Annotated in this window: 11 protein-coding genes; 5 read left to right on the top strand and 6 right to left on the bottom strand. The window is 71.2% G+C overall.

The genetic code is table 11. The features are described from left to right. Positions 1 to 57 precede the first annotated feature (57 nt). Both ACWGH1_RS18260 and gmd read right to left on the bottom strand, forming a co-directional pair. Positions 58 to 2,838, bottom strand: coding sequence for a CBM96 family carbohydrate-binding protein (locus ACWGH1_RS18260; protein WP_453356288.1), 2,781 nt, complete (start codon positions 2,836 to 2,838; stop codon positions 58 to 60). Between the two features lie 246 nt (positions 2,839 to 3,084). Next, the gene (gmd, locus tag ACWGH1_RS18255) at positions 3,085 to 4,098 is read right to left on the bottom strand and encodes a GDP-mannose 4,6-dehydratase (protein ID WP_453356289.1); all 1,014 of its coding nucleotides are present in this window, start codon (positions 4,096 to 4,098) and stop codon (positions 3,085 to 3,087) included. Positions 4,099 to 4,430: 332 nt separating this feature from the next. Here gmd and ACWGH1_RS18250 point away from each other — a divergent pair, with 332 nt between their 5' ends. Beyond that, positions 4,431 to 5,384, top strand: coding sequence for a GDP-L-fucose synthase family protein (locus ACWGH1_RS18250; protein WP_453408821.1), 954 nt, complete (start codon positions 4,431 to 4,433; stop codon positions 5,382 to 5,384). 52 nt (positions 5,385 to 5,436) lie between these two features. Here ACWGH1_RS18250 and ACWGH1_RS18245 read toward each other — a convergent pair whose 3' ends face one another. Continuing rightward, positions 5,437 to 6,921 carry a sugar transferase gene (locus ACWGH1_RS18245; RefSeq protein ID WP_453355918.1) on the bottom strand — a complete coding sequence of 495 codons (1,485 nt, stop codon included), beginning with the start codon at positions 6,919 to 6,921 and terminating at the stop codon, positions 5,437 to 5,439. 382 nt (positions 6,922 to 7,303) lie between these two features. Here ACWGH1_RS18245 and ACWGH1_RS18240 point away from each other — a divergent pair, with 382 nt between their 5' ends. Beyond that, a complete protein-coding gene (locus ACWGH1_RS18240; RefSeq protein ID WP_453355917.1) occupies positions 7,304 to 9,574 on the top strand; it encodes a M4 family metallopeptidase in 2,271 nt (756 codons plus the stop codon). Between the two features lie 154 nt (positions 9,575 to 9,728). Here ACWGH1_RS18240 and ACWGH1_RS18235 read toward each other — a convergent pair whose 3' ends face one another. Both ACWGH1_RS18235 and ACWGH1_RS18230 read right to left on the bottom strand, forming a co-directional pair. Further along, entirely contained in the window at positions 9,729 to 10,643 is a 915-nt protein-coding gene (locus tag ACWGH1_RS18235) for a hypothetical protein (RefSeq protein ID WP_453408820.1), read from the bottom strand. Between the two features lie 174 nt (positions 10,644 to 10,817). Beyond that, positions 10,818 to 12,344, bottom strand: coding sequence for an MFS transporter (locus ACWGH1_RS18230; RefSeq protein ID WP_453353457.1), 1,527 nt, complete (start codon positions 12,342 to 12,344; stop codon positions 10,818 to 10,820). A 136-nt stretch (positions 12,345 to 12,480) separates the two neighbouring features. Between ACWGH1_RS18230 and ACWGH1_RS18225 the strand changes: the two genes are divergently transcribed. Beyond that, the gene (locus ACWGH1_RS18225) at positions 12,481 to 13,482 is read left to right on the top strand and encodes an Lrp/AsnC family transcriptional regulator (RefSeq protein ID WP_453353456.1); all 1,002 of its coding nucleotides are present in this window, start codon (positions 12,481 to 12,483) and stop codon (positions 13,480 to 13,482) included. A gap of 37 nt (positions 13,483 to 13,519) precedes the next feature. On the opposite strand, the gene glgP is transcribed toward ACWGH1_RS18225, so the two are convergent. Continuing rightward, on the bottom strand, positions 13,520 to 16,168 hold the full coding sequence (gene glgP / locus ACWGH1_RS18220) for an alpha-glucan family phosphorylase (RefSeq protein WP_453353455.1): 2,649 nt from the start codon (positions 16,166 to 16,168) through the stop codon (positions 13,520 to 13,522). 498 nt (positions 16,169 to 16,666) lie between these two features. Between glgP and ACWGH1_RS18215 the strand changes: the two genes are divergently transcribed. Together ACWGH1_RS18215 and treS are read left to right on the top strand one after the other, a co-directional pair. Then, positions 16,667 to 18,661 carry a maltotransferase domain-containing protein gene (locus ACWGH1_RS18215; protein ID WP_453353454.1) on the top strand — a complete coding sequence of 665 codons (1,995 nt, stop codon included), beginning with the start codon at positions 16,667 to 16,669 and terminating at the stop codon, positions 18,659 to 18,661. Continuing rightward, the gene (gene treS, locus ACWGH1_RS18210) at positions 18,658 to 20,352 is read left to right on the top strand and encodes a maltose alpha-D-glucosyltransferase (RefSeq protein ID WP_453353453.1); all 1,695 of its coding nucleotides are present in this window, start codon (positions 18,658 to 18,660) and stop codon (positions 20,350 to 20,352) included. The genes ACWGH1_RS18215 and treS overlap by 4 nt, the downstream gene beginning before the upstream one ends. Positions 20,353 to 20,379 lie beyond the last annotated feature (27 nt).

Below are 20,379 nucleotides of genomic sequence, written 5' to 3'. Positions count from 1 at the left end.
CGGGGCCTGCCGCCCGGGCAGGCCCCGTACTCCGTCAGGCGGGTGGTGCCTCGGCCGTTACTTGGGGCCAAAGGTGAGGATCAGCTGCGGCGCGGCGTCCGCGGCCGTCGCCTCCGAGGACCAGAGCCACAGCGGGTCGGTGCCGGTGCTCGTCAGGGCCATGCTGTAGCCGGTGCCCAGCACCGCGGAAACCGCCGTGGTGTCCAGTTCGACGCTCTGGATCGCCGAGCCGTCCGGCACCCCCGCGACGGATCCGAGCGGGGTGGTGCCGAGGGTCGGCTTGGTGTTGAACGTCGTGCCCGCGGCGCTCCAGCTGCCGGTGACCGGCACCACGGACACGGTGTCGGCCGTACCGGCACCGGTCTGCGTCGTGGTCTTGAACTGGAGTGAGGCCGCCTTGAGGACCGTCCCGGCCGGGGCGGCCGGAAGGTTGAACCGCAGGTACGTCTCGTACGCCGAGGTGCCGCGCACCGCGAGCGAGGTGGACGTGCCGTAGGCCTGGCCGGGGGCGCCCTGGTTGATGTAGGTGTCCTCGGTCGTGACGACCTTGGAGACCGTGTCGGTGGGGGCCTTGGCGAGGTCGTAGTGGTTCTTGACCTGGGCCTGGGTCAGCGCCGTCGGGTAGACGGCTGTCTCGTCGATCTGCCCGGCGAAGAAGTTGCTCGTCGGACGGTTCGGCCAGCTGCCGAGGTTGTCGCCGCCCACGTGCCAGAAACCGGCGTACTGCTGGAAGCTGGTGACGTTCAGCGTGCCCTTGCTCTGGCCGTCCACGTACAGCGCCATGCCCGAGGGGCCCTGGGTGCCGACGACGTGGTGCCACTTGTTGTCGTTGTACGTCTCGAACAGGCCGGTGGAGATGGTCCTGGTCGAGCCGTTGTACACGCCGAAGACCAGCCGGCCCGCGTTGGTCATGTACAGCTGCTTGTCGTACGACCCGCTGCTGCGGTCGGTGTTGTTGCCGAAGCCGATCAGCTTGCCGCCGCGCGAGGTGTTCGTCTTGAACCACGTCTCGATGGTGTAGCTGCTGCCGACCGTCTGGCGGTGGTCGCTGTACACCTGCTGGCCGGTGCCGTTGAAGCCCATCGCGGTGCTGGCGCCGGAGACGGCTCCGGGCGTCTGGCGCAGGGCCGGGGCGTTCAGCTGGATGCCGCTGGTGTTGCCGTCCGCGGAGGAGTCGGCGACGTAGGGGCTGACGGTGTCGTCGTAGCGCCAGTACAGGTTGGCACCGTCAGCGCGGACCTGGTTCGGGTACGACTGGACCGAGGCGGGGACCGTCACCGAGGCGGTGGCCGACAGTGCGCTGGTGTTGCCCGCGGCGTCGGTCGCGGTCACCCGGTAGGTGTAGGACTGACCGGCCTTGACGGTGGTGTCGGTCCAGGAGGCCTGCTGCCGCTCGAACTCCAGCGAGTCGGCGGTCATGGTGTGGGCCGGGGTGGACGAGCCGTTCCGGTAGATCCGGTACGTCAGCTTGCTGTCGTCCTCGTCGTAGCTGGTGCGCCAGCGGACCTGGACCTCGCCGGGCTTGACGCTCGCGGCGCTGGCGACCGGGGTGGTCGGGGCGCCGACGTCACCGGTGGAGGCGAAGCGGGTCAGGCCCTGCTGTGCGAGCCCGTTGACGGTGGTGAACTCGCCGCCGACCCACATGTACTTGGTGTCGCCCTTTTCGGCGACCGCCATCACGCGCGGGCCGATGCCCTCGCCGAGGCCGTCGTTGGTGTCGGGGAACCAGCCGAGCTTGCGCGGGGAGGCCACGAAACCGTCCACCGGCGCGGGGGACGTGCCCTGGTAGTCGGTGGGCTGGGCCAGCAGGTGGTGCCGGCGGCCGTCGGGGTACTCGCCGTTGAGGGAGCAGTCGTGGGCGTGCGAGGAGCTGTAGAGCACTCCGTCGTACGGCAGGACGAACTGGGTCGCGCCGAGGCAGCGGTCCCGCCACTTCTCGCTGAAGTCACTGAGGTTGAGGCCGATGCGGCCGTCGAAGACACCGCCGCCGGAGCCCTCGTTGCCCGTGTAGAAGCCGGTCGCGTCGGTGGCGATCGACTTGACGACCGAGTTGGACGGGATGGTGCTGTACGTCTTGGCGACGGCGCCGGTCGTGGCGTTCACGACCGCCAGGGCGTGCGTGTTCTGACCGTTGACGGTGAAGAAGTCGCCGCCCAGGAGCACGTTCTTGCCGTCGGGGGTGACCGCGACCGCCCGGCCGGGCTCGTCGGCGTTGGCGGTGAAGGGCTTGAGCGCACCGGAGGCGGCGTCGACCGCGGCGAACCGCTCGCGGGTCTGGCCCTCCACGGTGGAGAAGTCGCCGGCCGCGTACAGCGTGTCGTCGCTGACGGCGAACGCGCGCACGGTGGCGGGGAAACCGGGGTGGAACGAGGCCTTGGGGGTGCAGGTCTCGATGTCGATCGCGGCGGCGCTGGAGACCGGCGTGCCGTTGACGGCACCGAAGTAGCCGCCCGCGTAGAGGGTCTTCTTGTCCTTCGAGACGGCCAGGGTGCGGACGGTCGCGCTGCCGTCGCCGACGGTGAAGGCGAGCTTGCAGGAGGTCGGGGCGCCCGTCGCGGCGTCGAGCGCCACGAAGTTCACCGCTTCCTGCTCGGTGCCGCTGCCACTGCCGTCGGGCGGCCGGACCGCCGAGAAGGTGCCGCCGGCGAAGACCGTGCCGCCCGCCTGGGCCATCGCCCAGACGATGCCGTTGGGCTGCCAGGTGGGCAGCTCGTCGGCGGTGAATGCCACGGGAGGCGTGATGGCGGACGCCTCGGGCATCAACACCAGGCCTATGCCGGTGCCGGCACCGGCCAGTGACAGGACGAGGGCAGCAGTCAGCCCTCTGGATCTACGCATGGGCCCCCCAGGGCAATCGCCCGGTTTGATGGCTGGAACTATCCGATCAGCCATATGTACTGGCGCAGACTAGGGCTCACGCGAGGGCCCGGTCACCTCACTTGACCCATTGCATACCAACTTGGAATCAACGGGTTTCGCATGGAGGGCGCACGGCGGACATACGGCAGGTGTGCCCCGGTCACCCGGCAGGGACCTGCACGGTATGACCGGGACACGGCAAAGCGTAGGCGAAAGACCAGGCCCTCAGCGGTCTATGCGGACGGTCACGCCCGCCAGTTGGTCCTCGACCTGGCGGACGTCGGCGTCGACCATGATCCGGGCGAGTTCCGCCACCAGGACCGTCGGCTTCCAGCCGAGGATCTCCTGCGCCTTGGAGGCGTCGCCGATGAGTGCGTCGACCTCGCTGGGGCGCTCGTACTTGGGGTCGTGGCGCACGTGCTCGGTCCAGTCGAGGCCGGCGTGGCCGAAGGAGGACTCGACGAACTCGCGGACGGTCGCGGCGACGCCGGTGGCGACCACGTAGTCGGTGGGCTCGTCCTGCTGGAGCATCCGCCACATGGCGTCGACGTACTCCGGCGCGTATCCCCAGTCGCGGACGGCGTCGAGGTTGCCGAGGTAGAGGTGGTCCTGGAGGCCGGCCTTGATCCGGGCGACCGCGCGGGTGATCTTGCGGGTCACGAAGGTCTCGCCGCGGCGCGGGGACTCGTGGTTGAAGAGGATCCCGTTCACCGCGAACATGCCGTAGGCCTCGCGGTAGTTCACCGTGGTCCAGTACGCGAAGACCTTGGCGGCCCCGTACGGGCTGCGCGGGTGGAACGGGGTCAGCTCGTTCTGCGGCGGCGGGGTGGAGCCGAACATCTCCGAGGACGAGGCCTGGTAGATACGGGTGTCCACGCCGCTGGCCCGGATGGCCTCCAGCAGGCGCAGCGCCCCGAGGCCGGTGACGTCACCGGTGTAGAGGGGCGCGTCGAAGGAGACGCGGACGTGGGACTGGGCGCCCAGGTTGTAGACCTCGTCGGGGCGTATGTCGCGGAGCAGGTTCACCAGCGCGACGCCGTCGGACAGGTCGGCGTGGTGCAGCACGAGGGAGCGGTTCTCCGTCTGCGGGTCCTGGTAGATGTGGTCGATCCGCTCCGTGTTGAAGCTGGAGGACCGCCGCACGAGCCCGTGCACCGTGTAGCCCTTGGCGAGCAGGAGCTCGGCGAGGTACGAGCCGTCCTGCCCGGTGACGCCGGTGATCAGTGCGGTCTTGCCCATGTGGGGTCCCCCTGGTTGTCGTTGTGCGCTGTTGCGGTGAGCGGGGCTCGGCCCCACCCGTTCTGCGGGGCTGCGCCCCTGGACTCGCGGCGGGCCGGCCGGCCCGGTGTGCCGGGGCCGTCCCGCCGCCTCGTACGGCGTGCGCCCGCGCGGCCCGGGGCCGGATGGGTACCGTACACGGCCCGTCCGGCACCTCTCGTGCCGCGTTCGGCCCCGCCCTGGCGCCGGGCTCGAGGCGGCCGGACCGCTCCGGGCGGCCGCCGGCGGGCGCTTTCGCGACGGCGGTCGGCCTCCGGGAAATGCCGCCGCGGCGGACTGGCATCATCGGCGGTATGACAAGTTCGCTGCCGCTCCTGCCCCCGCACGCCCGCGTCTTCGTCGCCGGCCACCGCGGCCTCGTGGGGTCCGCGGTGGCCCGGCGGCTGACCGCCGACGGCCACCAGGTGCTCACCCGCAGCCGCGCCGAGCTCGACCTGCGCGACGGCGCGGCGACCGGGGCGTACCTGCGGGACGTCCGCCCGGACGCCGTGGTGCTGGCCGCCGCCAAGGTCGGCGGGATCATGGCCAACAGCACTTATCCGGTGCAGTTCCTGGAGGACAACCTCCGGATCCAGCTCAGCGTCATCGCCGGGTCGCACGCCGCCGGGGTGGACCGGCTGCTGTTCCTCGGCTCCTCCTGCATCTACCCGAAGCTGGCCCCGCAGCCCATCAGCGAGGACGCCCTGCTGACCGGCCCGCTGGAGCCGACCAACGAGGCCTACGCCCTCGCCAAGATCGCCGGGATCGTGCAGGTCCAGTCGTACCGCAAGCAGTACGGCGCCTCGTACATCTCGGCCATGCCCACGAACCTGTACGGCCCGGGGGACAACTTCGACCTGGAGTCCTCCCACGTCCTGCCCGCGCTGATCCGGCGCTTCCACGAGGCCGCGGCCGAGGGGCGTGAGGAAGTGACCCTGTGGGGGTCGGGCACCCCGCGCCGCGAGTTCCTGCACGTCGACGACCTCGCAGCCGCCTGCGCCGTGCTGTTGGAGCGTTACGACGGCGACGAGCCCGTCAACATCGGCTGCGGCGAGGACCTCACCATCAAGGCCCTGGCCGAGACGGTGGCCGAAGTGACCGGCTTCGAGGGCCGGCTCGCCTGGGACACCTCCAAGCCCGACGGGACGCCCCGCAAACTGCTGGACGTCACCCGCCTGACCTCGCTGGGCTGGAAGCCGGGCATCGCGCTGCGCGACGGAATCGCGTCCACCTACCGCTGGTGGCTCGACTCGCAGACGTCGCCCTGATCCCAGGACCGGCCGCGATGCCGGACGCGGGGCTGATCGCAAGGCCGGCCCCTCAGTACGCTCCGCGACCGTCGACGACGGCGCGGAGCGTACGGCCCATGACGTCGACGTCGCTGGTGAAGGACCAGTTGTCGACGTACTGGAGATCAAGCTGAATCGTTTCGTCCCAAGACAGGTCCGACCGTCCGCTGATCTGCCACAGGCCCGTCATACCGGGGCGCACCCTCAGCCGGCGCAGCTCGGTCTCGTCGTACCGGGCCACCTCCTCCGGCAGCGGCGGGCGCGGGCCGACCAGCGACATGCTGCCGGTCAGCACGTTGAACAGCTGGGGCAGTTCGTCCATCGAGGTCCGGCGCAGCAGCCGCCCCACCCGGGTCACCCGGGGGTCCCGGCGCATCTTGAACATCAGGCCGTCGTTCTCGTTGGTCCCCGCCAGCTCGGCCTTCAGCCGGTCGGCGTCCACGACCATCGTGCGGAACTTCCACATGACGAACGGGACCCCGTCGCGGCCGATCCGGTGCTGGCTGTAGAAGGCCGGCCCGCGCGAGCTGAAACGTATCGCCAGGACGAGCGCGAGGAAGAGCGGCGACAGCAGCAGCAGTCCGACGGCGGCGCCCGCCCGGTCCAGCGCCGACTTGAGCAGCGTCTGCACCCCCCTGCGCACGGGCGGCGCGATCCGCAGCACGGCGAGCCCGCCGGCGGAGAGGGTCTCCAGCCGTTTGACGGATATCTCCACCAGACCCGGGAAGACGGCCAGTTCCAGCCCGGCGTCGTGCAGCGCCCAGACGACCCGGCGCAGCCGCTCCCCGGTGATCCGCACGCCCGGGGCGACGAGCACCAGGTCGGCGTGGTGGCTGCGGACGGCGCCGAGCACGGCGGCGGCGTCCGCGCCGGGGCCGTGCGGGGTCGCGCCCAGCCGGGTCGCGACGGGTACTCCGCTGTCGAGTCGTCCTTCGCCGACCGGGACGACACCGACGACGACGTAGGGGTGGTCGGTGCGCGAGGCGAGGTGTGCGATCACGCCTTCGGCCGCCTCGGGCTCGCCGACGACCAGGACCCGGCTGACCGCCTGGGCCTCCCGGCGGGCGGCGGAGAGGTGGCGGTAGGTCAGCTTGTGACAGGCTACGGTGATCAGCAGTGCGGGCAACAGCGCCCCCAGCGCCGCCAGTCGCGGGGTGCTCTCACCGGTCACCACCCGGGCGACGGCGAGGACACCGATCAGAATCAGCCAGTCGTGGAGGACGGGCAGCACACCGCGGGACTCCCCGAGCACCCGGGTCGCGTACCGTCGGCGCAGCGCCTGTACCGCGGTCCACCCGAGGGCCGCGCCGACGGCGCAGTAGACGGGCCGGGCCTGCTGCGCCGCGTCGAAGACGAGCCCGACGGGAACCGCCGCGCCCAGGAAATCGGCCGTTACCGCTGCGGGAAGGTACCAGCGAGCCTTGTCGCCGAGCCGGCGCGGAGGCGCGGACGTCGACGCGGTCGGATCAACGGCCGTCCCGGCCACTCTTTGCGCAGGAAAATGGACATGCCTCATGGGCCCCCCTGGCACGTGGTCTATGACAGTGGCGTGTGCCCGCGGCTTCCCCTGGCGACGGGCATCTGACGCACCGGGAAACAGTACGACAAACACCCGTACGTTTAATGCCGTTTGCGTTAATGGAGCTTCCCGTTGTCCAAGTGTTAGCAACTGGCATCTGCTGTTCCGGATGTGCCGCCCTCTCCCTCTCATACGGAAGTGAATGGTTCGGATACCGGATACGTCTCTTCGGACAACGGACTGTTTCCAGCCAACCTTTTGATGTGGCCCTGACATCGACGTCCGCAGGTGACACTCTTCGACCGTTCATCGCACCAGTCCTGATCTGCCCGGAGGCCGACCCAGCCGTCCGGAACCCCCCTCGCAGAAGGAGTTCGCGTTGAGTCTCACCCCCCAGCGGCGTGCCACCGCGGCCGGCGCTCTCGTCGCCGCCGCAGCCCTGCTCGCCGTAGGCATTCAGGCCGGAACCGCCACCGCCGACGCCACCGCGTCGTCGCAGTCCGCCAAGGCGGCTCAGCCCAACCCGGGCGCGGCCGCCCGCCAACTCAGCGCTTCGGAGCGTGCGACGCTCCTCGCCGACGCCAACTCGACCACCGTGCAGGCGGCCAAGGCCCTCGGCCTCGGCGGTCAGGAGCGCCTGGTCGTCCGCGATGTGGTCCAGGATGCCGACGGCACCACCCACACCACGTACGAGCGCACGTACGACGGCATACCCGTGCTCGGCGGCGACCTGACGGTCCACGCCAAGGGCGGCGTCACCAAGAGCGTCACCAAGGCCACGAACCACGAGATCAAGGTGGCGGACACCAGCCCCTCCGTCGCCCCCTCGGCGGCCGAGAGCCAGGCCGTCTCCTCGGCCAACGCCGCGGGCGCCAAGCAGGCCAAGCCCTCCAAGAACGCCCGCAAGGTGATCTGGGCGGCCGAGGGCGCGCCCGTCCTCGCCTTCGAGACCGTCGTCGGCGGCCTCCAGGACGACGGCACCCCGAGCGAGCTGCACGTGGTCACCGACGCCAAGACCGGCGCGAAGATCACCCAGTGGCAGGCCATCGAGACCGGCACCGGCAACACCATGTACAGCGGCCAGGTCACGGTGGGCACCTCGCAGTCGGGCAGCAACTACACGCTGACCGACGCCGGGCGCGGCGGCCACAAGACCTACGACCTCAACGGCGGCAGCTCCGGCACCGGCACGCTCTTCACCAACACCACCGACGTCTGGGGCAACGGCGCCGCCTCCAACCGGGCGACCGCCGGCGCGGACGCCCACTACGGCGCCCAGCTGACGTGGGACTACTACAAGAACGTGCACGGCCGCAACGGCCTGCGCAACGACGGCGTCGCGCCGTACAGCCGGGTGCACTACGGCAGCGCGTACGTCAACGCCTTCTGGGACGACGGCTGCTTCTGCATGACGTACGGCGACGGCACCGGCAACACGCACCCGCTGACGTCCATCGACGTGGCCGCGCACGAGATGACGCATGGTCTGACCTCGGTCACCGGCAACATGACCTACAGCGGTGAGCCCGGCGGTCTGAACGAGGCGACCTCCGACATCATGGCGGCGAACGTCGAGTTCTACGCCAACAACCCGCAGGACGTCGGCGACTACCTGGTCGGCGAGAAGATCGACATCAACGGCGACGGCACCCCGCTGCGCTACATGGACAAGCCGAGCAAGGACGGCGGCTCCAAGGACTACTGGTCCTCCAGCCTCGGCGGCCTCGACGTCCACTACTCCTCGGGCCCGGCGAACCACGTCTTCTACCTGATGTCCGAGGGCTCCGGTGCCAAGGTCATCAACGGCGTCAGCTACGACTCGCCGACCTCGGACAACCTCCCGGTCACCGCGATCGGCCGGGACGCCGCCGCGAAGATCTGGTTCCGCGCGCTGACGGTCGGCTACTTCAAGTCGAACACCAACTACGCGGCCGCCCGCACGGCGACCCTCCAGGCCGCCGCCGACCTGTACGGCCAGGGCTCGACCACGTACAACAACGTGGCGAACGCCTGGGCCGGCATCAACGTCGGGGCGCGCATCACCTCCGGCGTCTCGGTCACCCCGATCGCCAACCAGACCACCCAGATCAACACCGCTGTCAGCCTTCAGGTCCAGGCGACCAGCACCAACGCGGGCGCGCTGAGCTACGCGGCGACCGGTCTGCCGGCCGGCCTGTCGATCAACTCCTCCACGGGTCTGATCTCGGGTACCGCCACCACCGCGGGCACGTCCAACGTGACCGTCACGGTGACCGACTCCGCGGGCAAGACGGGTACGGCGTCCTTCACCTGGACCGTCGGCACGTCCCAGCAGAACGTGTTCGAGAACACGAACGACTACCAGATCGCGGACAACTCGACCGTGGAGTCCCCGATCACGGTGACCCGCACGGGCAACGCCCCGAGCACCCTCAAGGTGGACGTCAACATCGTCCACACCTACGTCGGTGACCTGAAGGTCGACCTGGTCGCCCCCGACGGCTCCGTCTACAACCTGCGCAACCGCACCGGCGGCAGCGCGGACAACATCGTCCAGAGCTTCACCGTGAACGCCTCCTCCGAGGTCGCCCAGGGTGTCTGGAAGCTGCGGGTGGCGGACCTCGCCTCCGCGGACACCGGCTACATCAACAGCTGGAAGCTCACCTTCTGACCCCTACCGGGGTGACGGGGGCCGAGCCGCTCCACGGCTCGACCGATTGATCACGGGGCCGCCCGGGAGACGACCTCCCCGGGCGGCCCTGTTCCATGACACGGGAGAGCCCGGCACCACGGGGTGCCGGGCTCTCGCGTCGCGTGCCGGCGGGTCAGCCGATGGCGCCGAAGATGCGGTCGAACATGTCGGGACCCTGCTCGCCGGGGCGGCCCTGCTGCTCCTGGCGGCCCTGCTCGTCCATCCGGGCCTGCTCCTCCTGGCGCGCCTGCTCCTCGCGCCGGATCTGGTCCTTGGGGGCCTGCTCGTCGCGCTGCGCCTGGTCCTGCCGGGCCTGCTCGTCACCCGCCGACTCGTCGCGGGCCTGCTCGTCGCGGGCCTGCTCCTCCCGCACCTGCTCGTCGCCCGCCGGCTCGTCACGCGCCTGCTCGTCGCCCGCCTGCTCGTCACGCGCCTGCTCGTCGCCCGCCTGCTCGTCGCCCGCCGGCTCGTCGGCCGGCTGTGCGCCCGGCTCGTCCATGCGCGGCTTCGTCATCTCCTGCACCGCCGGCCTGGCGCCGTTCTGCATCTGTGCCCCCGGCAGGCCCGGCCGGGCGTCGCGGCGGCCCCGGTCCTCGTCGCCGTTGCCGAAGTCGTCGTCGTCACGCCCGTCGCCACGCCCGTCGTGACGGCCCTCGTGGCGGCCTTCGTTGTCGTCGACCGGCTTGAAGAGCACCGACCGGACCTGGACGCCGTGCACCCGCTCTCCCGGCTCCAGCGCCCGCTCCGCACGCTCGCCGCAGTCGCGGTCCCGGAACAGCACCGCCAGCGACTCCGTCTCGTTGTGCACGGAGGTCGCCGGGTCCTCCCACGAGGTGCCCGTCAGCCGGTAGCAGGTGTCGTTGTCCGCCGGACGGATCTGGCGGTGCTCGTCGCCGCCCGCCTCGTCGTCGTCGACGAGGTACTCCAGGCGGCCCAGCGAGCGGCGGCCGTCGTCATCGTCGTGGTCGGCCGCCAGCGAGGTGCCGGAGGCGGGCAGAACGAGAGCGAGAGCACCGAGGAGTGCGGCGGCGGTGGTACGAGCACGCATGAAGAGTCCGTTCTCTGGTCGGCTGGAATGCCGGTCCGGTGGCATCCAGCGGGCAGCGTAGGAGCGGACGATTCAGACGAAACGATTCAGCATGCCCAGCGCGTTCGAAGGTTCACCCTCCTGGATCGGTCGGCGGGGCCCATCCGGCAGCCACCGCGGCCCGTCAGACACCCCCTAGACCCGGTCCGCCACCGCCACCGCGACCGCTTCCGCGGGCCGGGGACCGGCCGCCGCCGCGCCCCCGGTCCGCCCCGCGGAGCGGATCAGCAGGACCGCGGCGACGGCGCCCAGCAGGCCCATCACCCCCGAGGCCACGAAGGTCTCCCGCAGTCCGCTCACGAAGGCCGCCTCCACCCAGGCCTTCGCCGCCGGGGCCGCCGCCAGCAGTTGCCCCGCCCCGCCCGACGCCAGCGCCTCGGCGGTGCCGCGCGCCCGGCCGGAGCCGGCGAGCCCGTCCGCCAGCCCGGCGTGGAAGAGGGAGCCGAGCACCGCGATGCCGAAGGCCATGCCCAGCTGCCGGGCCGTGTTCAGCGCGCCCCCCGCCATGCCGGCCCGGGCCGGAGCAACCGCCCCCATCACGGTGGCGGCCAGCGACGGGATCGCCGCGCCCACCCCGGCCCCCGTCACCAGCAGCCCCGGGACCAGCGCCGGCCAGCCGTCACCGGCGTCCAGCATCCAGGCCTGGAGCAGCGCGCCCGCCCCGATCAGCGCCAGCCCGCCGCCGATCGTCAGCCGCGCCGGGGCCCCGTGCAGGAGCCGTCCGGCCAGGGCCGAGACGAGGAACGAGGCCAGGCTCAGCGGCACCACGACGAGGCCCGCGCCGACCGGGCTCAGTCCCTCGACGGACTGGAGCCAGAGGGAGACGTACATCAGGTACGAGAACGCCGCCCCGGACAGCAGCAGCGCGGCGGCCATGACACCGACGAAGGTACCGCTGCGGAACAGCGAGAGGTCCAGCATGGGGCGGGCGGTGCGCAGTTCGACGAGGACGAAGACGGCGAAGGCGGCCGCGCCCAGGCCGAGGAGGCCGAGGGTGGCGCCGGAGGTCCAGCCGGTCTCGCCGGCCCGGATCAGCGCGTACGTGACGCCCCCGGCACCGGCGGTGAAGGCGGTCATGCCGGGCAGGTCGAGGCCCTTGGCGTGCGGGTTGCGGGAGTCGGCGACCGCCTTGCGGGTGACGTACACCGCCAGGGCGCAGACCGGCAGGTTGATGTAGAAGATCCAGCGCCAGCCGAAGTGCTCGGTCAGCAGTCCGCCGATGATCGGGCCGGCCGCGGCGGCGGCGCCGTTGACCGCGCCCCAGACGCCGAAGGCGATCCCGCGGTCGCGGCCCTGGTAGGCGGCGCTGAGCAGGGCCATGGTGGTGGCGAACATCGCCGCGCCGCCGAGGCCCTGCACGGCGCGGAAGGCGATCAGGGCGGTGGGGCCGGTGGCCAGGCCGCAGGCGAGCGAGGCGGCGGCGAAGACCACGAGGCCGCCGAGGTAAACGCGGCGTCGGCCGATGCGGTCGGCGAGGGAGCCCGCGCCGAGCAGCAGGGCGGCCAGCGCCAGGGCGTATATGTCCATCACCCACTGGAGGGCGGAGAACCCTGTGTGCATGTCGGCGGCCATGTCCGGCAGGGCGACGGTCACGATCGTGACGTCGACCAGGAGCATGAAGGCCCCCAGACAGACCGCCGTCAACGGCAGCCACTTGCGCATGGAACTCTCCTCTTTTGGAGTCGATCGAGTCATTGGGTCGGTGCCCCCAAGGTCGCAGCCGGTACGCCCGTCCCCACACCCGGCACCCGTTCGCCGCCGGATTCCGGTCATCGAAGGGCCTGGAATGATGGAAACCATGAACCGCACCGCACCGGACGAGGAGCTCGACCTCCTCGACCGATCCCTGATCCAGGCGTTGATGATCGACGGCCGGGCCTCCTTCAGTCGGCTCGCCGAAGTACTGGAGGTCTCGGACCAGACGGTGGTGCGCCGCTACCGCCGGATGCGCTCCGGCGGTCTCATCCGGGTGATCGGGCTGCCGCAGGGCCGCCGCGTCGGACTGTTCGAGTCCTGGCTGCGCGTGCAGTGCGCGCCCGACGCGGCGCTGGAGGTGGCCGGGGCGCTGGCCCGGCGGCCTGACATCTCCTGGGTGAAGCTCGGCTCGGGCGGGACCGAGATCCACTGCCTGACCAAGGCGCGCACCCGCGCGGACCGCGACGGCCTGCTGCTGGACAAGCTCCCGCGCACCCGCCGGGTGACCGGGGTCAGCGCCCACACGCTGCTGCGGGTCTTCGTCGGCGGCCCGGAGCGGTGGTGCGGACTGGACGTGCTGCGGCCCGAGCAGGCCGCGGCGCTGGAGCGGCCGCCGGCCCTGCCGGTGCGGGAGCGCCACACGCTGGACGAGGCCGAGTTGGCGCTGCTGTCGGTACTGGGCCGGGACGGGCGGGCCGGCTACCCCGAACTGGCCCGCGCCTCGGGCCTGTCGGAATCCACCGCGCGCCGCCGCCTGGAGCGGCTGCGCGAGCTCGGGGCGCTGTACCTGGACGTGGAGCTCGTGCCCTCCCGGCTCGGCTACGAGGCGGAGGCGACCTTGATGCTGACCGCGGCGCCCGCCCGGCTGGCGGAGGCGGGCGCGGCGGTCGCCCGGCACGAGGAGGTGCCCTTCGCGGCCGCGGTGACCGGGGCGGCGAACCTGCTGGCGGTCGTGGTCTGCCGGGACACGGAGGCGCTGTACACGTACCTGACGGAGCGGATCGGGACCGTGCCGGGCATCGAGCGGGTCGAGGTGATCCCGACCCTGCGCAACATCAAGCGGGCCGGGATGCTGGTGGAGGACGGGCGGCTGGTCGACCCGTGAGGCCGGGGGGATGTCCCGCCGCCCGCCCCCTCGGGCTTCACCTCAGCAGGACCCCGCCCCCCGCGTCGGTGTCGGCGCTGGTTTCCAGGGGGCCCGCGACCAGGCCCAGTTCGGCCGGGCTCGCCAGCAGCGGGTGCGCGGGCAGGATCCGTACGGTGTAGCCGAAGGGCCCCGTACGGTCGAGGGCGAGCGGGCCCTCGTAGACCCAGCGGCCCTCCAGGTCCGGCCCGGAGGCCGGTTTCAGCGGGAAGGTCCGGGCGCCCTGGATCACGTCCTGCGCGTCCACCCGGCCCGCGACGGCCTGCACCTCGACGTCCTCCGGGGCGAGCGCGTCGAGCGCCACCCGGACCCGCAGGGTGAGGGTGGCCCCCAGCTCGGCGGTCCCGCCGACGGGGGCGGCGGCGAGCGCCTCCACGTGCTCGACGGCGACCCGGGGCCAGGCCGCGCGGACCCGGCCCTTCCACCAGGCGAGGTCCCGCGCCGCCTCCGGGTCGAGCGCGCGGTGCGCGAGCGCTGCGGGGGCGTAGAGCCGCTCCACGTACTCCCGCACCATCCGCCCCGCGAGCACCTTCGGCCCCAGGGAGACCAGGGTGCGCCGGACCATCTCGATCCACCGCTCGGGCAGTCCGCTGCGCCCGGCCCGGTCGTAGAAGCGGGGCGCGACCCGGCTCTCGATCAGCTCGTAGAGGGCGTTGGCCTCCAGGTCGTCGCGCCGTTCCACGTCCGTCCCGGCCCCGTCGGCGGTGGGAATGGCCCAGCCGAAGTCGGGCTCGAACCACTCGTCCCACCAGCCGTCCAGCACGGAGAGGTTGAGGCATCCGTTGAGCGCGGCCTTCATCCCGCTCGTGCCGCAGGCCTCCAGCGGGCGCAGCGGATTGTTCAGCCAGATGTCGCAGCCCGGGTAGAGCTTCTGTGCCATGGCCATGCCGTAGTCGGGCAGGAAGACGATCCGGTGCCGCACCCGGGGGTCGTCGGAGAACCGCACCAGCTCCTGCACGAGGCGCTTGCCGCCGTCGTCGGCGGGGTGCGCCTTGCCGGCGACCACGATCTGCACCGGCCGGTCGGGGTCCAGCAGCAGCCGGCGCAGCCGCTCCGGGTCGCGCAGCATCAGCGTGAGCCGCTTGTACGAGGGGACCCTGCGGGCGAAGCCGATCGTCAGCACGTCGGGGTCGAGCACGGAGTCCACCCAGCCCAGTTCGGCGTCCGCGGCCCCGCGCTGCTTCCAGGAGGCCCGCAGCCGGTCGCGCACCTCTTGGACCAGCTGCTCCCGCAGCACCCGGCGCAGGTCCCAGACCTCCTGGTCGGCGATGCCGGCCACGGCGTCCCAGCGCGGGGAGCCGCCGACGGACAGCGCGTCCTCGGTCCGGCCCGCCCCGATCTGGCGGGCGCCGAGCCGGACCACTTCGGGCGCCACCCAGGTCGGCGCGTGCACCCCGTTGGTGATGGAGGTGATCGGCACGTCGACCGGGTCGAAGCCGGGCCACAGCCCGGCGAACATGCCCCGGCTGACCGCGCCGTGCAGGGTGGAGACGCCGTTGGCGCGCTGGGCCAGGCGCAGGCCCATGACGGCCATGTTGAACACCCCCGGGTCGCCGCCGGGGTAGGACTCCGCGCCCAGTTCCAGGATCCGCTCGACGGGTACGCCGGGCAGCTCGCCGCCCTCGCCGAAGTGCCGGGCGACCAGTGCGCGGTCGAAGCGGTCGATACCGGCGGGGACGGGGGTGTGGGTGGTGAACACGGTGCCGGCGCGGACCGCCTCGACGGCGGCGTCGAAGCCGAGCCCCTGCTCACCTTCGAGTTCCCTTATGCGTTCGAGACCGAGGAAGCCGGCGTGTCCCTCGTTGGTGTGGAACACCTCGGGGTCGGCATGACCGGTCAGCCGGCAGTACGTCCGCACGGCGCGGACGCCGCCGATGCCGAGCAGCATCTCCTGGAGCAGCCGGTGGTCGCTGCCGCCGCCGTAGAGGCGGTCGGTCACCTCGCGGGCGGCGGTGTCGTTGTCCTCGACGTCGGAGTCCAGCAGCAGCAGCGGGACCCGCCCGACGCGGGCTTGCCAGATGTGCGCGTGCAACGACCGCCCGCCGGGCAGGCTGAGGACCACCCGGGCGGGAGTGCCGTCGGCCTCGCGGACGAGGGCGAGCGGGAGCTCGTTGGGGTCGAGGACGGGATAGTGCTCCTGCTGCCAGCCGTCGCGGGAGAGCGACTGGCGGAAGTAGCCGTGCCGGTAGAGCAGCCCCACGCCGACGAGCGGGGCTCCGAGGTCGCTGGCGGCCTTGAGGTGGTCGCCGGCGAGGATGCCGAGCCCGCCGGAGTACTGCGGCAGGGCCGCGGTGATACCGAACTCGGGGGAGAAGTAGGCGATGGCGGCGGGCAGGTCCCCACCGTTCTCGTGGGTCTGGTACCACCTGGCGCCGTGGACGTAGTCATCGAGGTCGGCGGCGGCCACGGCGAGCCGGCGCAGGAACCGCCGGTCGCCGGCGAGCTCCTCCAGACGGCCGGCGGACACGGCGCCGAGCAGTCGCACGGGATCGCCGGCAGCGGCCTGCCAGCCCTCGGGGTCGACGGAATGGAAGAGTTCGCGGGTTTCCGCGTGCCAAGACCAGCGCAGGTTGCGCGCGAGGTCGGCGAGTGGCAGCAGCGGCTCGGGGAGGACGGGGCGCACGGTGAATCGACGGATAGCCTTCACGTGTTCCACCTTCGCAGGGGATCGCGGATCGGAGCGGCCGCACCACGCTGTGCACCCGCGCATCCGTCCACTTTGGATCACTTCCGGAGCCACGAGGCTAGCCCGCGACCGCTCCGTGCGGCCACGGCGCCGACGGGCGCGCGGGCCGCGAAGGCGGTATACCGGTGTAGGTCCGGGAGTCCTCAACCGACTTGACGGAGCCTCGGCGGATGTCGAGCCGGGGCTTGGTTATCGGCGTGCCACTACGTACGAGTAGTTAACCAAGCACGCGGATTGGGCGGGACGAGAGTGGGAAGGGCTCCCCGGGTACACGCACGGCGCACACCGCCCACCACCTCTCCCGCCACCCGAGTGAACGCGGACAGGAGCGGCCATGCCCGCAGCCCAGCCGACTTCTGAGCGGCTAGAAACAGAGCGAACAGAGCGTGCACTGCCGGCTGCCCCGTCAGCCGGACCGTTGCCACCGAGCCCCGCGAACTGCCCCCAGGTGATCCCATCATGATCGGTCGCATTCCCGTGCTGGACGTCCGCCCTGCCGTCGACTGCGGCGCCAGACCCGCCAAGGCGGTCGTGGACGAGGTCTTCCGGATCTCGGCCACCGTGTTCCGCGAGGGCCACGACGCCGTCTCCGCCCACGTCGTACTCCGAGATCCGAGCGGCCGGCTGCGGCCGCCCGTGCCGATGCACGAACTCGCCCCCGGTACCGACCGGTGGGGGGCCAGGGTCTGCGCCGACACCGAGGGCAGGTGGACGTACACCGTCGAGGCGTGGAGCGACCCCATCGCCACCTGGCGGGCGCACGCCGCCATCAAAATCCCGGCCGGCATCGACACCGGGCTGATGCTGCTCGAAGGCGCGGAGCTCTACGCGCGGGCCGGCTCGAAGATCCCGAAGAAGGACGGGCGGGCGCACGTGCTGGCCGCCGCCGAGGCGATGCGCGACGAGGACCGTGAGGTCTCCGTGCGGTACGCGGCCGCCCTCGCCGAGCCGGTGACCGAGGCCCTCGCGCGGCGCCCGTACCGGGAGCTGGTCAGCGCCGCGAAGCCGCTGCCGCTGCTCGTGGAGCGCAAGCGGGCCCTGTTCGGCTCCTGGTACGAGATGTTCCCCCGCTCCGAGGGAGCGGTGGTGGAGCCCGGCTCGGCTCCGGTGAGCGGTACCTTCCGGACCGCCGCCGAACGGCTGCCCGCTATCGCCGCCATGGGCTTCGACGTCGTGTACCTGCCGCCCATCCACCCCATCGGCAGCACCTACCGCAAGGGCCCGAACAACACGCTCTCAGCCGGTAGTTGGGACCCCGGCGTGCCGTGGGCCATCGGATCGACCGAGGGCGGTCACGACGCCGTCCACCCCGAGCTGGGCACCATCGAGGACTTCGACGCCTTCGTGGCGCGGGCCCGCGAGCTCCGCATGGAGATCGCCCTCGACTTCGCGCTCCAGTGCTCGCCGGACCACCCGTGGGTGGAGAAGCGGCCGGAGTGGTTCCGCCACCGCGCGGACGGGACGATCGCGTACGCCGAGAACCCGCCGAAGAAGTACCAGGACATCTACCCGGTCCATTTCGACACCGACATGGCCGGCATCGTCGAGGAAACGGTCCGGATCCTGCGGCACTGGATGGACCACGGCGTCCGGATCTTCCGCGTCGACAATCCGCACACCAAGCCTGTCGTCTTCTGGCAGAAGGTGATCGCGGACATCAACAAGACCGACCCCGACGTGATCTTCCTGGCCGAGGCCTTCACCCGCCCCGCGATGATGCGCACCCTCGCCGCCGTGGGCTTCCAGCAGTCCTACACGTACTTCACCTGGCGCAACAGCAAGGCGGAGCTGACCGAGTACCTGACCGAGCTGACCGGCGACCGCTCCGCGGCCGTCATGCGGCCGAATTTCTTCGTCAACACGCCGGACATCCTGCACGAGTACCTTCAGCACGGCGGTCGCCCGGCCTTCGAGGTGCGGGCGGTGCTCGCCGCCACCCTCTCCCCCACCTGGGGCATCTACGCCGGATACGAGCTCTGCGAGAACGAGCCGGTCAAGCCGGGCAGCGAGGAGTACCTGAACTCGGAGAAGTACGAGTTCCGGCCACGCGACTGGGCCGCCGCCGACCGCGAGGGGCGCACCATCGCCCCGCTGATCACCACCCTGAACCGGGTCCGCCGCCGCAATCCCGCCCTCCAGCAGCTGCGCGACCTCCATTTCCACTCGACCGACAACGAACAGGTGATCGCCTATTCCAAGCACGCCGGAGCCAATTCCGTACTGGTGGTCGTCAACCTCGATCCGCACCACACCCAGGAGGCGACCGTCTCGTTGGACATGCCGGTACTCGGCCTCGACTGGCACGGGTCCCTCGCGGTGCGCGACGAGCTCACCGGCGAGACCTATCACTGGGGCAGGGCGAACTACGTGCGCCTAGAGCCGGGCCGGACGCCCGCGCACGTGCTGGCCGCTCTGCGACCGTCCCCGCCCACCGGAGGGTCACCCATCACATGATGATCAACGATCCCGTCCACGACACGTTCGAGGACACCCCCGCCAAGGACCGCGACCCCGACTGGTTCAAGCGGGCGGTGTTCTACGAGGTCCTCGTCCGCTCGTTCCAGGACAGCAACGGCGACGGCGTCGGCGACCTGCAGGGCCTCACCTCCAAACTCGACTACCTCCAGTGGCTGGGTGTGGACTGCCTCTGGCTTCCGCCGTTTTTCGCGTCACCGCTGCGCGACGGGGGCTACGACGTCTCCGACTACACCTCCGTGCTGCCGGAGTTCGGCGACCTCGCCGACTTCGTGGAGTTCGTGGACGCCGCGCACCAGCGCGGCATGCGGGTGATCATCGACTTCGTCATGAACCACACGAGCGACCAGCACGAGTGGTTCCAGCAGTCGCGCAAGGATCCGGACGGACCGTACGGCGACTACTACATGTGGGCCGACAACGACAAGCAGTACCAGGACGCCCGCATCATCTTCATCGACACGGAAACCTCGAACTGGACGTACGACCCGCTGCGCAAGCAGTACTACTGGCACCGCTTCTTCTCGCACCAGCCGGACCTGAACTACGAGAACCCGGCCGTCGTCGAGGAGATCATCTCGGCGCTGCGCTTCTGGCTCGACCTCGGCATCGACGGTTTCCGCCTCGACGCCGTGCCCTACCTGTACGCCGAGGAGGGCACCAACTGCGAGAACCTCCCGCGCACCCACGCCCTCCTCAAGCGGGTCCGGGCCGAGATCGACGCGCACTACCCCGACACCGTCCTGCTCGCCGAGGCCAACCAGTGGCCCGAGGACGTGGTCGACTACTTCGGTGACTTCGCCAAGGGCGGGGACGAGTGCCACATGGCGTTCCACTTCCCCGTCATGCCGCGCATCTTCATGGCCGTGCGAAGAGAATCCCGCTACCCCGTCTCCGAAATCCTGGCCAAGACCCCGGCGATCCCGGCGAACTGCCAGTGGGGCATCTTCCTGCGCAACCACGACGAGCTCACCCTCGAAATGGTCACGGACGAAGAGCGCGACTACATGTACTCCGAGTACGCCAAGGACCCGCGGATGCGGGCCAACATCGGCATCCGGCGCCGGCTCGCCCCGCTCCTCGACAACGACCGCAACCAGATGGAGCTGTTCACCGCCCTGCTCCTGTCGCTGCCCGGCTCGCCGGTGCTCTACTACGGCGACGAGATCGGCATGGGCGACAACATCTGGCTCGGCGACCGCGACGGCGTGCGCACGCCCATGCAGTGGACGCCGGACCGCAACGCCGGTTTCTCCTCCTGCGATCCGGGCAGGCTGAACCTGCCGGTCATCATGGACCCCGTCTACGGGTACCAGGTCACCAGCGTCGAGGCGGCGATGGCATCGCCCTCCTCGCTCCTGCACTGGACGCGCCGGCTCATCGAAGTCCGCAAGGCGAACCCCGCCTTCGGGCTGGGGTCGTACACCGAACTGCCCTCGACCAACCCGGCGGTGCTCGCGTTCCTGCGCGAGTACGGGGACGACCTGGTGCTGTGCGTGCACAACTTCTCGCGCTTCGCTCAGCCCACCGAGCTGGACCTGCGGTCGTTCAACGGGCGGGTGCCCGTCGAACTCACGGGCGACGTGCGGTTCCCGCCGATCGGCGAATGGCCGTACCTGCTCACGCTCGCGGGACACGGCTTTCTGTGGTTCCGCCTGCGCAGTGAGTAGTCCGGCATCGAAAAGCGGGTAACGGCG

This window comes from Streptomyces sp. NPDC054883 (assembly GCF_053610645.1).
Note: the sequence above shows the minus strand (reverse complement) of the source record. Positions and strands in the feature narration are given on the sequence as shown.